Source organism: Apibacter sp. wkB309, from assembly GCF_002964915.1.
GTDB lineage: Bacteria > Bacteroidota > Bacteroidia > Flavobacteriales > Weeksellaceae > Apibacter.
Genome location: NZ_PSZL01000022.1, coordinates 673570 through 687590, shown reverse-complemented (window position 1 = coordinate 687590; position 14021 = coordinate 673570). Strand labels below are relative to the sequence as shown.

Here is a 14021-nt window from a genome sequence, read left to right as displayed (position 1 = left end):
TAAAATATTGATATGAAGACTCCATCGGATTTACTTTATAGTTCTAAACATATTTGGATAAAAATTGAAGGTAATACAGCACTTATCGGTATAACTGATTACGCACAACAACAATTGGGAGATGTTATTTATATAGATGTAAATAGCCTCGGTAATCAACTAAAGTTAGATGAAATTTTTGGAACAGTGGAAGCTATAAAGACCGTATCAGACCTTTTTATGCCTCTTGATGGAAAAGTGCTTGAAATGAATCTTGAGCTTGAAAATTTGCCGACTTTAGTAAACACCGATCCTTATGGAAAAGGTTGGATTATAAAGGTTCAAATACAAAATAATACTTTACTAGATCAACTATTGAATGCTGAAGACTATAAAAAACTGCTTACTTAAACAGTATAAAAAAGTACGTATTATACTTTTCTTATATTTTGGGATATTGACATGGTTATTATTACGAGCCCCTCAAGGAAATAAAAATTTATTAAACTATTTTCCTCATTTCAGTGATAAATTAATCCATACCCTAACATTTTTAGGATTAGCTTTTTTAGCTAAAATTTCTTTTCCTAAAAAAAATCAATTGCTAATAATAGGAATAGGTACTCTCTATGGAATTTTGATTGAATTTTTACAAGAATATATGAAATTGGGAAGGACCTTTGAATATTCTGATATGGTGGCGGATTTTATAGGTTGTATAATTGGTTATTTTATGGCAAAAAAAATGATTGAAATATTATAAGCTATTTTTTTACTTGAAATCAATGATTATTCGAAAATATAATTTTAATCGAAGATAAATTTTCATAAATCAATAGAAATTTTAGAAATTTAAAAATACTCCCGTTCGATACATATAGCAGTTTTACTTCTAAATTAGATAAAATAAAAATGTTTTGCATATAAATTTTATAATAAAATACCCTTAAGACTTAAGATAAGTGTAAAAAGTAAGTATGAAAAGCATTTTTTTATTCTTATAAAAAATAAAAAATAAAATTAGAGTTTATTGATAAAATTGTGTAAATTAGCACGTTGAGATTGTTATTATACTTCCTTCTACTTTTTAATTTGAATAGCTAGTTTTTAGTCTGATTTCTTCTCAATTAATTTTTTACCAATTTTTTAAAATTTTTATATGAACATTTTTATTTCAAACCTGAATTACAGGTTGACCAACGAAGATTTACATGACTTATTTTCAGAGTACGGAGAAGTTGAATCAGCAAAAATAATACAAGATCGTGAAACCGGAAGATCCAGAGGTTTTGGATTTGTTGAAATGGCAGATGCAGAAGCTAAAACGGCAATTCAGGAATTAAATCAAAAAGAATTTGACGGTAAAGTTATTAATGTCTCAGAAGCTAGACCAAGAGATGAAAAACCAAGAAATAACTTTAGAAGAAGTTATTAATTATGGGTTTACTAATTAATAAGTAAAATAAAAAACGACTGAATTCTATTCAGTCGTTTTTTTTACAGGTCAATGTAAATAATTTTTATAATTTAAAATCAAATCCCAAATAAAACATTGAAGATACAATAGGAGCATAAATTAAAGAAGTATCGAAATAAGAACCAAAAGGGTTTTCCGGATTTATAATAGGATTTCTTTGTTTATAGCCTCCCAAATTTTCCACTCCTAGATAAGATCTAAACTTATCTGTAAAATATCTGGATAGTTGAGCATTCATTAAAGTATAATTAGGCGAAAACGATTTTCGCTGATATTCTATCGGGTTTTTAGAAGTATCCGGAAGTCTTTGTTTTCCTATATATTGCAATGTAAAGTCTAATGCCCATTTACTTTTGTTTTCAGTTTCTAGAGTAGAATATGATATAGAAAATAAACCTCTATTTTTTGAAGTAAAAGGAACTTGTCGCCTGCCATCCATATAATCGGCTTTAATATCATACCATTTATAAGCAAAATGCAATTCCAGATTGGAAATAGGAATAATATCCCATACTGCCTGAAAAGTATTTGAAAAAGATTTTCCATCTAAATTATAAAACCAAAGCGCCTGAGACGATCGATCCAAGTCTATAAGAGCTTGTTTTTTAAAATCCGTTCGGTAAAAATCGATCGTAAATGTATTCTTGATAGCTCCAATTTTAAAATCTTGAATTATACTACCTCCATAGTTCCATGCAATTTCAGGTTTTAAACCATAAATATCGCCATGGTTTGATTGAATATGTACCTTACGAGACGAAGCAAAATACTGCATATTTTCAGAAAATATATTGGCTGTTCTCATGCCTTTTCCCGCAGCTAATCGAAGGGTTGTTTTAGGCAAGAAAGAATATTTAATATTAATTCTTGGTAACACTTGGTTTCCCGCCAAATTGTGAAAATCAGTTCTGGCGCCCAATACTAAAGTTACATTTTTAATTGCAGTAGTAGTATATTCGGCAAAAATCCCGGGTGCATTTTCAGTTCTTTTGTAATTGGAATTTTCAAAATCCTCATTGAAAGCATCATGAAGATAACTTGCACCTAAGGTATATTTGTGATTTGTGTTACCAATGATACTTTCAAATAATAAATTGGTAAAAAATGAATTTTCATTTCCATTATATATTCTTTGACCGAAATAACTATCAATAGTATGATGGATAAATTTAGTTTGTAAACCTATACTTTGATAAGGTTTAGTAAGAAAGACAAATCCGGTTTTATTCCAGATTTCAAAATGTGTATTTTCAATACCTAGTCCATAATGATTTTGAGTCAAACGGTCAGTTGATTCTCTAAATTTTTTTTGACCTCCGATTTGTTTATCATAAAGCGCCTGAATACCTATTTGAGAACCCCATCCGTTTTTTTTAATACCATCATAATGGATGATATCCATTACATTTAATTGTTTGGAAAGAGGACTATCAAGATATCCGTCATGATTCATATCTTCTTTAGCAAACCTTCCGCTCAAATGAGTTAATGTGGTATTACTCCAATTATTGGAAATAGAAGATGCATTGACAACATTAAATTCCAAACGAGCATTTTGATTTGCAAAAAAATTGATAGTGGTAAAATTTTTATCTTTATACTTCATCAATTCAGTATTTATTTGACCGGTTATAGCCTCGTAGCCATTAGTAACTGTGCTGCCTCCTTTAGTAAGTTGAATGCTGTTTATCCATGTGCCTGGTATAAAATTTATACCACTGGCGGTGGACAATCCCCTTACCTCAGGCATATTATCAACGGTTAAGGAAGTATATTTCTGATCTAGTCCTAACATTTTAATTTGTTTTGAACCCGTTACTGCATTGGTTGTAGAAATATCCACAGTAGGATTTGTTTCAAAACTTTCAGCCAAATTACAACAGGCGGCTTTCAACAATTCCGTTTTATTAATTGTATAGGTAAGAGCAGCAGAATTGGCTTTTATACTTACCGCCTTGGCTCTTTGTCGGACAACAATCTCATCCAATACTTTCTCAGAAGAAGAAGGTTTGGGTTCTAAAAAAATATCTAGGGGATGATCGACATCATCAATTTTAATTTCTTGAGAAATAAAGCCGTCCTTTGCAGCTTCAATAGTATACAGCCCGTCGTGGTACATCAGCTCAAAATTGCCTAAGCTGTCGGTTACAGTTTTCATAATCGGGTGTTCTTTCCAATTTACATCAGCTCCCTGAACGGGTATATTTTCTCCATTTTCCAAAGTAGTTAGTATACGACCTTTTAATGTTTTATGCTGGGCTACAGCCAATAGACCGTAAACGAGCAAAAACATACTTATATATTTTTTCATTTTTTGTTATTTAGTTATAAAAAATTGATTTTTAAACCGGCATTACTGAATGTTGATTATATACAATAATGCGAAATATCCTATCTTATATAAAATAGAATAAGCTGAATCATGAAAAAATATACGTTATCCGTAGTAGGTATAACGGCAATAAAATTTATATAATTGATAAACAGGGGGAGGAGGGTTACAGTAAAGTTGAGCTATACCCTCTTGTTGAAAAGATGCCCAATTAAATATATTCCAATTTACATTGGGAATAATTCCTAAAACTGTAAAAATTAAATGTTGAAAATTGGAATCAAATGAAAAAAAGCTATTTTCGTTCGATTTTATTAGGACGTCCTTACAGCAAAAATCTCTTTCAAAAGAAGGATAATCCTTTTTCTCAGAATGTTTTAATTCGTTGGAAAATTTTTTGAAATTAATGGTATAGCCAATATTTTCCCCGTGACACCAATTTTGGTATACGAAGAGATTAAGATTTGCAAATAAAACCAAGCAAATCAAAAGTATAGACTGAATTAATTTCATCAAGTAAAGATAAAAAAATTATTTGGATTGGCAGGTTGAAATTAATTGCATGATATAAAAATCAATGATACTAATGCTTAAAATGACGAATTCCCGTAAATATCATAGGAATATTGTATTCATTACAAGCCTCAATGCTTTCTTTATCACGTATGGAACCTCCGGGCTGAATAATAGCAGTTATACCATTCTTTGCAGCGGTATCTACTACATCTCGAAAGGGAAAGAATGCATCAGAAGCCAAAACCAATTGATCGGTTCTTTTTTCTTTGGCGCGTTCAATTGCTTCTTGAGCCGCCCATATTCTATTAGTTTGTCCCGAACCAATACCCAGGGCTTGAAAATCGGAAGCAACCACAATAGCATTGGATTTAGCATGTTTAACTATTTTTTGAGCAAAAATTAAATCTTCCAATTGTTTTTTGTCAGGAGCTGAATTTGTTACTTGTGTAAAATCAGTAGCTGTAGCATGATCCACGTCCTGAACTAATAAACCGCCATCTACCTTAACGAATTCAATTGAATCCGATACAGGGTTGTTTACTTTTATAACGCGCAAACTTTTTTTAGAAGATAATAATTGTAAAGCTTCACCCGTAAATGATGGAGCAATAACTATTTCTAAAAAAACGGTAATCAATAAACGAGCCGTTTCCTCATCAACTGTTCGATTAAAGGCAATGATCCCTCCAAAAATTGAAATTGGATCACATTCAAATGCTTTTTGATAAGCTTCAACTATAGTATTACCCAGAGCTACTCCGCAGGGAGTAGAATGTTTTACCGCACAACAAGAAATTTCTGAAAATTCATTAACAACCTTATACGCCATATCCATATCTCGGAAATTATTAAATGAAAGTTCTTTGCCTTGTAATTGTTCAAAGTCTTTCATAGCTCCGTTTTTGGTTTTATCTATATAAAAGGCTGCTTTTTGATGGGGATTTTCTCCATACCTTAGATTTTCGACTTTTTCAAAAGAAGTGTTCAAATACTTAGGATAATCATCCTGCAAAAGATAGTTGGAAATGGCTGCATCATAGGAAGAGGTCAGGTTAAACACTTTACCGGCCAATTTTTTTCGCGTAGCTAAAGAAGTATTTCCATCTTTTTTTAACTCTTCTATTACTAAACTATAATCTTCAATTTGAGATATAACTGTTACAGAGTGAAAATTTTTTGCTGCAGATCGTAGCATAGTAGGTCCGCCTATATCAATAAATTCTATCATTTCCTGCTCTGATAACCCTTTATTTAGTTTATCGAAAAACGGATACAGGTTCACAATAACCAGATCTATGGTTTTTATTTTAAGATCATGAATGGATTGTAAATGTTCTTCTTTTGTTCTGGAAGCCAGTATCCCCCCATGAATAGATGGATGTAACGTTTTAACTCTTCCATCCAATATTTCAGGAAAACCGGTATATTCACTAACTTCGGTGACATTAAGGCCGTTTGATTTAAGATGCTTATAAGTTCCTCCGGTTGAAATAATTTCATACCCTTGAGATTGTAAAAAAATTGAAAAATCAATTATATTGGTTTTGTCTGAAACACTTATTAAAGCTCTTTTCATTACTTAGATTTTACATTTATTCGGTAATTAAATAAAAGGCTTTTCCTTTTACATCATCATCAACAGATTGAGGGATATCCTGATATTCTTCCCAGTAAATATTTTTAAGTTTAACTCCATTTTCTTTAGCATATTTATCTAAAATGTAACGGGTTTTAAAAAGGGTATGAACGTTTTCATTTATAGGAGATTTGATAGCTTTTCCGGCAGGTAAAGTTATCAAGCTCATAGCAGAATTAGGAGGGTTTATATTGGATTCCACGGGATAACCTGTATAGAAAATGGTACTTTTAGCCAATGTGTCAAAAGTACTGTAATAAACAATAGGATTATCAATATCTTTATAAGAATATTTTAAACTATCTGTTAAATAATTTGATATTTCATGTAAAGATTTATACATAGCTTTATAAACATCCTCGGCATTTGTGGAAGTTTCATTTTTAATGGCTAACAATTGAATCCCTTTGAAATCAATATATTCAGCATCACCTTCGTGGAGTTGTTTATTGGATCGTCCATTCTGCAATAGTATAGAAAGTTTATCAAGACTTTTATTTAAGCTTTCTTCCAATTTTTGAGAATATAAATAAGCAAAAATGCGAGTAAAATAAGTAAAATTTTCTGTTGTGAGGTGGATGGTTACATCGGTCACTCCTCCGTTTGATTTAAAATCTATATCCTCGATACAAACTACACCGTTTTCTACAAAAATTATTTGAGATTTTATGGTGTTATTTATTTTACTTTTTAAAATTTTATATTCTCCTTTACCTATAGAATGATCCTTAGCATTATTCCAAGTTAAACTGCTTCCTGTACCTTTATAAGGGGCAAAATAATTAATCCGTGTATTTACAGAATCTTCATTAATTAACAAGCCCCAAGAAGCGTAATTTTCAAGATCATTAAATTCCGCAAAGACTTCACTGATTGGATTGTTAAATTCTTTAGTAGTTGTAATTTCTATTTTTTTTGGAAGAAAAGATGGCATTATGCATCCGGCAACAATTATCAAAAAAACTAAAAAAAGAAAAATATTAACAATCTTTTTCATGTAAATAAGAAGTTATTAGACGTAAATAATGAATTTAGTGTGAAAACACAAAGCTACAAAAAACATATATACAGACGTATAAAAAGACTATTAATTTTAAAAAGTAAGGACACTGAACTATGCAATGTCCTTACTTTAAATATTTTAAATTATTACAATTATTTATCGGTACTAGGATTGCTTTCAGGAGCTAAAACAACACCTTCTATTCTTACCGGTAAATTGGGTTTTTTCTCATCATTAGAAGATATGGTAATGGTTCTGCTGAATCTTCCTACATTAGAAGTATTGTAGGTTACCGTAATTTCTCCTTTTTTTCCCGGAGCGATCGGTTCTGTAGTCCATTGAGGTACAGTACATCCGCAAGAAGTGTTTATATTGGAAATAATTAACGGTTTATCTCCTACATTTTGAATTTTTATAATTCTTTTACCATTAGATCCTTTGTTTACATTCCCATAATCTACCGTATTATTTTCATAATTGGTAATTTTAATTTCCTGAGCATTGCTGCAAATGTATACTCCCAATAGGAATGCCGAACTTAAAACGAACTTTTTCATGTTTGATATATATTTAACTATTTTTTTAACTATTGAACTTCCCCTTTAATTTTTAAAAGTTTTCTTGAAATTTTGGGATCATTACTGAATACCTCAATTGATTTTGAAAATTTACCGAGATTCTTTGTATTATACTTAACATTTATTTCACCTGATTTACCCGGTAAAATAGGAGTTCGGGTCCATGAGGGTACAGAACAATCACATGAAGATTTAACGTTAGAAATAATCAAAGGTTTGTCACCTGTGTTGGTAAATTTGAAAATTTGATTACCGTCAGAATTTTTTTTAATTATTCCATAATCTATCTGATCTTGACTGAATGTTATAGATTGAGCGGAAATGAAACTTCCTAAAAATAGGAGAAAAACTAATATAGCAGTTTTTTTCATACTTGTAAAGATATAAAATTTTAAATTCACTTTATCTTAATTTTATTTTCAAAAATAATACCATCTACTAATATAATTGGTAATAAAAATGATTTTTTTAAAATCATAAACAGAAGGTACTATCTAAATTTAGCTCTTTCATAGGGTAGGGGCCATAAGGTGTCTTTTTCTAAAATATGGGCGGCTTCCAAAGCAAAATATGGATTGCGTAACAGCTCTCTACCCAGGAAAATTAAATCAGCTTCGTTATTTTCGAGTATTTCTTCTGCTTGAACAGCTTGGGTTATCAATCCAACCGTTCCGGTTATTATGGCAGAATTATTTTTTATTTTATTGGCAAAAGGCACCTGGTAATTAGGCTTATTGGGTATTTTAGCATGAGGAGTTAACCCACCGGATGAGACGTCTAAAACCTCTACACCTAAATTTTTTATTATTTCGGCCAATTCTACTGATTCATCTACACTCCATCCGCCTTCTATCCAATCGGTGGCAGAAATTCTAACCCATAGAGAAATTCTTTTAGGAAGTATCTGTTTAATTGCTTCTATAATTCTAACCAAAAATCGAATTCTATTTTGAAAATTACCTCCGTAATCATCTTTTCTTACATTACTTAGAGGAGATAAAAATTCATGAATAAGATATCCATGAGCGGCGTGTATTTCAATAATATCATAACCAGCTTTCACAGCTCTTTCTGCACCTTCTTTAAAATCATTAATAATGATATTTATTTCATCAATAGAAAGTTCCCTTGGTTTTTGGGAATTGCCGTCGAAAGGGACAGGAGAAGGCGCTACAATAGCCCATTTTTTATATCCTTCATCCAGTTTTTCATTGGGAAGCCAAGGAATAGGAGTACTGGCTTTTCGTCCTGCATGAGCTAATTGGATACCCGCTAAACAGTTATTATCGTGTATTGATTGCACAATTTCACTTAATTTAAGAATATGTTCGTCTTTCCAGATACCCAAATCTTTATAGGTAATTCTACCTTGGGGAGAAACGGCAGAGGCCTCTTGAATAATTGCCGCAACTCCTCCCACCGCACGGGTTCCATAATGTATTAAGTGCCAATTATTGGCAAAACCATCATGAGCAGAATATTGACACATGGGAGACATTATAATCCTGTTTTTTAGCGTGTTACCCTCTAAAGGTAAAGGTTTAAATAATTTTGACATACTATTTTTAGGTTTTTATTGTTTTTTTAGATAATATATAATAACTATGATGTTGTTTTTAAAACATATACAAATCAAAGTTAATAACTTTACAATGGATACCCCAATTAAAAATAAATTATATTAAAAAATATTATATTTTTGTAATTATAATATTTATAAAAGTATGATAGGATATATCAGAAATTCCTTGACATTAGTGTTAGCTTTTAGCATATCTTTAAGACTCTGTTCTCAATCACTATCATTTTCTGAATCTCAGATTATTATGTATAAAGAAAATAATCTGATTAAAGCAGCCGAGAAGCAAGAAGAAGCCTATCAATTTGACTTAAAATCTTACAAAGGATTACGTTTTCCTCAATTAGACATTTTTGGAGCCGGTATATACCGAGATAAAAAAATTGGAACCAATTTAAATGGTGCCAGATCAGAAGTTGCAGATGCTTTAAATATTTCAGATCCTGAAGAATTAGGAAATTGGGATGTAAATCTTCTCAAAAGAGATATAGCCTTAGGAGGAGTTAAATTTACTTGGCCATTGTTCACAGGAGGAAAAATTAATGCCGCAATTGAAGCTTCGAAATTAAAGGCAGAAATAGGAAATAAAGAGTTAGTAAGTACTAAAAATAAGTTGATCTCGGAATTAGCCGAAAGATATTTTCAAGTTAAACTAGCTGAAGATGCAGTTTTAGTAAGAAAACAAGTGTTGGACGGAATGAATCAACATTTGTATAATGCCACTAAAATGGAACAACAAGGGTTGATAGCACCTGTTGAAAAACTTCAAGCAGATGTTGCCGTATCAGAAGCTAATCGACAATATCTTGCCGCTCAAAAAGATGCTGAATTGGCAAGGGTAGCATTGGCAAATACTTTAGGAATAGATCAAGTTAATGAAGAATTAACAACTCCATTTTTTATTGTTCCTTATTTACATCCGTTAGATTATTACCAGGATTTCGCCGTTGAAAATTATCCGGAATTACAAAAGCTTCAACTTCAAGTTGAATTAACCGAACAATCAATTAAATCTAAAAAATCAACCTATTATCCAACCATATCAGCCTTAGGAAATTCAATTTTAATTCATAATAACCCGATAGGAGGTATGAAAAAAAATAGAAAACCCTGGTCTTTGGGTGTAGGAATGACCTATACTATTTTTAATGGTCTGCAATACAAAAATGAAATAAAATCAGCAAAAGCAACCAAAGAAAGTGTGTTATATTCTCAAGATAAAGCTAAAAAAGACATTCGGACTCTGATTGAAAAAATATTTCAAGACATACAAAAACAAGAAGAACAAATACAAAACTTAGATGTTCAAATAGTTCAAGCAGAAGAATTACTTCGAGTGAGAGTAAAAGGATTTTCAGAAGGGGTTCAAACCTCAACAGATGTGGTCGATGCTGAAGTTAATTTATCGGGTATAAAGCTGCAAAAAATACAAGCCAGTTATAATTATGTGGTCGATTTAGCATCTTTATTAGAATATAGCGGATTAAGTCAAGATTTTATAAAATATACGAATCAATAATCATTTTATATGAAAAGTAAACTTATAAGTTCCATCATAAGTATCATAATAATTGTAGCCATAATAGGCCTTTCTATATGGTTTATGAATAAACCGACCCAAGTAACCATTCAAGGTCAAGTAGATGCTACCCAAATTAATGTATCACCTAAAATTGCAGGAAGACTTGAACAGGTACTAATCAAGGAAGGAGATATGGTAAAAGAAGGTGATTTGTTGGCTGTCTTAAATACGCCGGAATTAGATGCTAAATTAGTACAAGCAGAATCTGCAAAAGCTGCAGCTGAAGCACAAGACAAAAAAGCCAAAAAAGGAACTCGAACAGAACAAATACAAGGAGCTTACAATCAATGGCAACAAGCAAAAGCATCAGCAGAGCTGGCAGATAAGACTTATGAAAGAATGCAGAATTTATATAACGATAAAGTAATATCTGCGCAAAAAAGAGATGAAGCATACACTCAAAGTAAGGCTTCCAGAGAATTAGAGAAAGCAGCCTATGCAAATTATAAAATGGCAATAAATGGGTCAAGAAGTGAGGATAAAGAAGCAGCATCTGCCCAAGTTAACCAAGCGCAAGGAGCAATCGATGAGGTATTAGCTTATAAAAAAGAAGCTAAAGTACTTTCCCCTTCAAATGCCGAAGTATTAAAAATAATTCCGAATAAAGGAGAGGTTGTGAGTGCGGGATATCCAATTGTAAATCTGGTTGATTTAAATGATGTTTGGGTGGTGTTTAACATCAAGGAGAATTTAATGTCAAGTTTTAAAAAAGGTTCCACTTTCGAAGCACAAATTCCCGCGTTAAACAATAAAAAAATTAAATTACAAGTTCGATATATTGCAGCACAAGGTGACTTTGCTACTTGGAGTGCTACCAAAACTCAAGGCGATTTTGATATGAAAACCTTTGAGATTAAAGCATATCCCATGGAAAAAGTGGAAGGCTTAAGACCCGGTATGAGTGCATTAGTTGATGAAAAATCATTGAAAAAAGATTAATGCAAAAAGGCTTTTTTTCCATATTTTTAAATGAGGTTCAAAGGCTTTTAACCAGTCCAAGATTAATGTTTTTGGCTGTAATTTTGCCTTGTGGATTGTTTTTATATTATGCTAGTCTTTTGCAGGAAGGAGTACCTCGAAAATTTCCCGTAGTTTTATTAGATCAAGACAAATCAAATACATCCAGAGAATTGGGAAGGATGCTGAATGCAACATCTTCTATGGATATCGTGGCTGAAGTGGAGAATCAACAAGATGGGGAGAAAATGATACGAACGGATAAGGCTTTTGCCTTAATAATTATTCCGGCAAATTTTGAAAATGATATTTACAGAAATATCGATACTCAGGTAGCTTGTTATTACAATAATAACTATCTCTTAGCCGGAGGATTGATTAATAAAGCTTTTCAATCAACGGTAGGATCTTTTGCTGCCGGAGCTCACATCAGCGGTTTAACACAAAAAGGACTTACTCAACAACAAGCTTTAGCAGCTACATCTCCCATAAATTCAAAACAACATATACTGTTTAATCCCTACACAAACTATTCCTATTATCTTACCATTGCTTTAATGCCTATGGCCTTGCAAATAATAGTGATGGTAGTATCAATCTATGTGTTAGGATCAGTATTGAAAGACCGAAAAGGCAGAGAACTATATGTAAGGAGTAGAGGAAATGTCTGGGTTTCATTTTGGGCCAAAACTTTACCGTATACCCTTTTGTTTTCTTTAATCGGTTTTTTTATGAATAGCTTATTGTACTATAAAATAGGAATTCCTTTAAGAGGTAATTTTCTTATTGTGAATATTTATTTTATAATATTTGTAATCGTTTGTCAGTTATTTGGATTATTTTACGTCAGTTTTAATAAAGATTTGCGTTCGGCCTTGACGTTAGGCGGTTCCTATTCAGCTATAGCATTTTCATTTACCGGATATACCTTTCCTAAGGAAGGCTTACCGGATGTGATACAATATTTGAGTTATACTTTTCCATTTACTTCTTATTTGCGGTTTATTATTGATTATGCCGTTAGAGGAATTGCGATAGGTAGTCTTAACTTCGGTTATATAATAGCTTTTATGATATTTTGTCTGATAGGATTCGCGTCCATGCCCGGCTATAATCGATTATTAAAAAAAGGAGGATATTATGTTTAAAGATTTAGTAGAATATATATCGGTAATAGGCAAAACATTTGTAAAAGAAATTCGTCTTATATTTTCAGATGCAGCCGTAAAATCATCCTATCTTATTAGTCCCATAATAGTTGGCTTTTTATATTCATATATTTATTCTAATGAAATAGTTACTAAAATACCCATAGCTGTTGTAGACCAGGACCAGTCACAGATGACTCATACCATTACACGAATGGTAAATTCATCTCAACAGGTTAAAATAGATCATTCTGCAACCAGCTTATTAGAAGCTGAAAATCTTTTTAATTTAGGAAAGGTTAAAGGTATTATTCTTTTACCTAAAGATTTTACCAGAAAATTACAAAGAGGGGAAGTACCTTCCATTTCCGTATATTGTGATGCATCATACATGCTTTATTATAAACAGTTTTTAACTTCTGTAACCGCTTCTATAGGAACTTATAGTGCTCAAATTGAAGTTAATAAATTGATGGCGGGTGGAACGCCTCAAAAACAAGCAGTTGCCTCAAGAAGACCTATTGATACGGTTTCTGTTCCGTTATTTAACATAGATTCGGGATATGCAACTTTTGTTATGCCGGTTGTATTTTTAATTGCCATACAAACGCTGCAAATTTCTGCCATGGGAGTTTTGGGAGGAACACAAAGAGAACGAAAATCATATACGAAATTATACCCTTTTATTAAAAAGCCGTTGGGAACTATTCCGGTATTATTGGGTAGATCAGGTGCTTATTTGTTAATATCAATGATCTTGATGGTAATTCAAGTAGGATTGGTTATGGGTATTTTTAAATTTCCACAACGGGGTAATCCTTTTGAGGTATTTGTATTTTTAATTCCCTTTCTCTTTTCCGTTACATTTTTAGGAATATTTTTGATGAATTTTTTTAAAAAACGAGAAGATGCCATTATGATCGTCACTATATTTTCCATCCCCTCATTATTTCTTTGCGGGGTATCTTGGCCAACATTGGCATTTCCTGAATGGATAAAAGTAATATCCTATATATTTCCGACTACGTTAGCCGTAAAAGGCTTTTTGGAAATTACCCAATCGGGAGCTTCACTTATAGAAATAAAAGAATTGTGGGTGCAAATGTGGATCATGTGTCTGGTTTATTTCGTAATTGCTGCGTTAACGTTAAAAAGATTAGCTTATGTGAATTTAAGCAAATAAGATAAAAATAAGCCACTTTAGAACATAATACTCAAATTAAGCAGGGATCTG

14 protein-coding genes are annotated in these 14021 nt (G+C 31.8%); 7 read left to right on the top strand and 7 right to left on the bottom strand.

From position 1 onward, the window contains the following. Positions 1 to 12: 12 nt before the first annotated feature. The 3 genes from gcvH (at position 13) to C4S75_RS08925 (ending at position 1414) form a co-directional block, all read left to right on the top strand. The gene (gene gcvH, locus C4S75_RS08935) at positions 13 to 390 is read left to right on the top strand and encodes a glycine cleavage system protein GcvH (RefSeq protein ID WP_105297949.1); all 378 of its coding nucleotides are present in this window, start codon (positions 13 to 15) and stop codon (positions 388 to 390) included. A gap of 46 nt (positions 391 to 436) precedes the next feature. Next, complete coding sequence (locus C4S75_RS08930) at positions 437 to 742, top strand: VanZ family protein (RefSeq protein WP_158254244.1); 306 nt, start codon at positions 437 to 439, stop codon at positions 740 to 742. A gap of 396 nt (positions 743 to 1138) precedes the next feature. Further along, a complete protein-coding gene (locus C4S75_RS08925; protein ID WP_105297947.1) occupies positions 1139 to 1414 on the top strand; it encodes an RNA-binding protein in 276 nt (91 codons plus the stop codon). A gap of 85 nt (positions 1415 to 1499) precedes the next feature. On the opposite strand, the gene C4S75_RS08920 is transcribed toward C4S75_RS08925, so the two are convergent. The 7 genes from C4S75_RS08920 to C4S75_RS08890 form a co-directional block, all read right to left on the bottom strand. Beyond that, positions 1500 to 3767, bottom strand: coding sequence for a TonB-dependent receptor plug domain-containing protein (locus C4S75_RS08920; RefSeq protein ID WP_105297946.1), 2268 nt, complete (start codon positions 3765 to 3767; stop codon positions 1500 to 1502). Positions 3768 to 3893: 126 nt separating this feature from the next. Further along, positions 3894 to 4301: a hypothetical protein gene (locus C4S75_RS08915; RefSeq protein WP_105297945.1), complete on the bottom strand. Its 408-nt coding sequence runs from the start codon at positions 4299 to 4301 to the stop codon at positions 3894 to 3896. A 70-nt stretch (positions 4302 to 4371) separates the two neighbouring features. Beyond that, positions 4372 to 5880, bottom strand: coding sequence for a bifunctional phosphoribosylaminoimidazolecarboxamide formyltransferase/IMP cyclohydrolase (gene purH, locus C4S75_RS08910; protein ID WP_105297944.1), 1509 nt, complete (start codon positions 5878 to 5880; stop codon positions 4372 to 4374). Between the two features lie 16 nt (positions 5881 to 5896). Next, positions 5897 to 6937, bottom strand: a complete 1041-nt coding sequence (locus C4S75_RS08905) for a hypothetical protein (protein WP_105297943.1) — start codon at positions 6935 to 6937, stop codon at positions 5897 to 5899. Between the two features lie 158 nt (positions 6938 to 7095). Further along, positions 7096 to 7500, bottom strand: a complete 405-nt coding sequence (locus C4S75_RS08900) for a DUF1573 domain-containing protein (protein WP_105297942.1) — start codon at positions 7498 to 7500, stop codon at positions 7096 to 7098. Positions 7501 to 7529: 29 nt separating this feature from the next. After that, on the bottom strand, positions 7530 to 7892 hold the full coding sequence (locus C4S75_RS08895) for a DUF1573 domain-containing protein (RefSeq protein WP_105297941.1): 363 nt from the start codon (positions 7890 to 7892) through the stop codon (positions 7530 to 7532). A 119-nt stretch (positions 7893 to 8011) separates the two neighbouring features. Next, positions 8012 to 9079, bottom strand: coding sequence for an NADH:flavin oxidoreductase/NADH oxidase (locus tag C4S75_RS08890; protein ID WP_105297940.1), 1068 nt, complete (start codon positions 9077 to 9079; stop codon positions 8012 to 8014). Positions 9080 to 9245: 166 nt separating this feature from the next. Here C4S75_RS08890 and C4S75_RS08885 point away from each other — a divergent pair, with 166 nt between their 5' ends. Genes C4S75_RS08885 through C4S75_RS08870 form a run of 4 tightly spaced genes read left to right on the top strand, consistent with a single transcriptional unit; the run spans position 9246 to position 13970 of the window. Then, positions 9246 to 10619 (top strand): TolC family protein, encoded by a 1374-nt coding sequence (locus tag C4S75_RS08885; RefSeq protein WP_105297939.1) that lies wholly within the window; start codon positions 9246 to 9248, stop codon positions 10617 to 10619. A gap of 9 nt (positions 10620 to 10628) precedes the next feature. Then, the gene (locus C4S75_RS08880) at positions 10629 to 11621 is read left to right on the top strand and encodes an HlyD family secretion protein (RefSeq protein WP_105297938.1); all 993 of its coding nucleotides are present in this window, start codon (positions 10629 to 10631) and stop codon (positions 11619 to 11621) included. Further along, positions 11621 to 12787 (top strand): ABC transporter permease, encoded by a 1167-nt coding sequence (locus C4S75_RS08875; RefSeq protein WP_105297937.1) that lies wholly within the window; start codon positions 11621 to 11623, stop codon positions 12785 to 12787. The genes C4S75_RS08880 and C4S75_RS08875 overlap by 1 nt, the downstream gene beginning before the upstream one ends. Further along, positions 12780 to 13970 (top strand): ABC transporter permease, encoded by a 1191-nt coding sequence (locus C4S75_RS08870; RefSeq protein WP_105297936.1) that lies wholly within the window; start codon positions 12780 to 12782, stop codon positions 13968 to 13970. The genes C4S75_RS08875 and C4S75_RS08870 overlap by 8 nt, the downstream gene beginning before the upstream one ends. The last annotated feature ends 51 nt before the right edge of the window (positions 13971 to 14021 follow it).

Bases quoted from the DNA above. Each gene is read 5' to 3' on its own strand.
- C4S75_RS08890 (WP_105297940.1), bottom strand. From the start codon at position 9,079: ATGTCAAAATTATTTAAACCTTTACCTTTAGAGGGTAACACGCTAAAA.
- C4S75_RS08925 (WP_105297947.1), top strand. From the start codon at position 1,139: ATGAACATTTTTATTTCAAACCTGAATTACAGGTTGACCAACGAAGAT.
- C4S75_RS08920 (WP_105297946.1), bottom strand. From the start codon at position 3,767: ATGAAAAAATATATAAGTATGTTTTTGCTCGTTTACGGTCTATTGGCT.
- C4S75_RS08900 (WP_105297942.1), bottom strand. From the start codon at position 7,500: ATGAAAAAGTTCGTTTTAAGTTCGGCATTCCTATTGGGAGTATACATT.
- C4S75_RS08915 (WP_105297945.1), bottom strand. From the start codon at position 4,301: ATGAAATTAATTCAGTCTATACTTTTGATTTGCTTGGTTTTATTTGCA.
- gcvH (WP_105297949.1), top strand. From the start codon at position 13: ATGAAGACTCCATCGGATTTACTTTATAGTTCTAAACATATTTGGATA.
- C4S75_RS08875 (WP_105297937.1), top strand. From the start codon at position 11,621: ATGCAAAAAGGCTTTTTTTCCATATTTTTAAATGAGGTTCAAAGGCTT.
- C4S75_RS08885 (WP_105297939.1), top strand. From the start codon at position 9,246: ATGATAGGATATATCAGAAATTCCTTGACATTAGTGTTAGCTTTTAGC.
- C4S75_RS08905 (WP_105297943.1), bottom strand. From the start codon at position 6,937: ATGAAAAAGATTGTTAATATTTTTCTTTTTTTAGTTTTTTTGATAATT.
- purH (WP_105297944.1), bottom strand. From the start codon at position 5,880: ATGAAAAGAGCTTTAATAAGTGTTTCAGACAAAACCAATATAATTGAT.
- C4S75_RS08895 (WP_105297941.1), bottom strand. From the start codon at position 7,892: ATGAAAAAAACTGCTATATTAGTTTTTCTCCTATTTTTAGGAAGTTTC.
- C4S75_RS08870 (WP_105297936.1), top strand. From the start codon at position 12,780: ATGTTTAAAGATTTAGTAGAATATATATCGGTAATAGGCAAAACATTT.
- C4S75_RS08880 (WP_105297938.1), top strand. From the start codon at position 10,629: ATGAAAAGTAAACTTATAAGTTCCATCATAAGTATCATAATAATTGTA.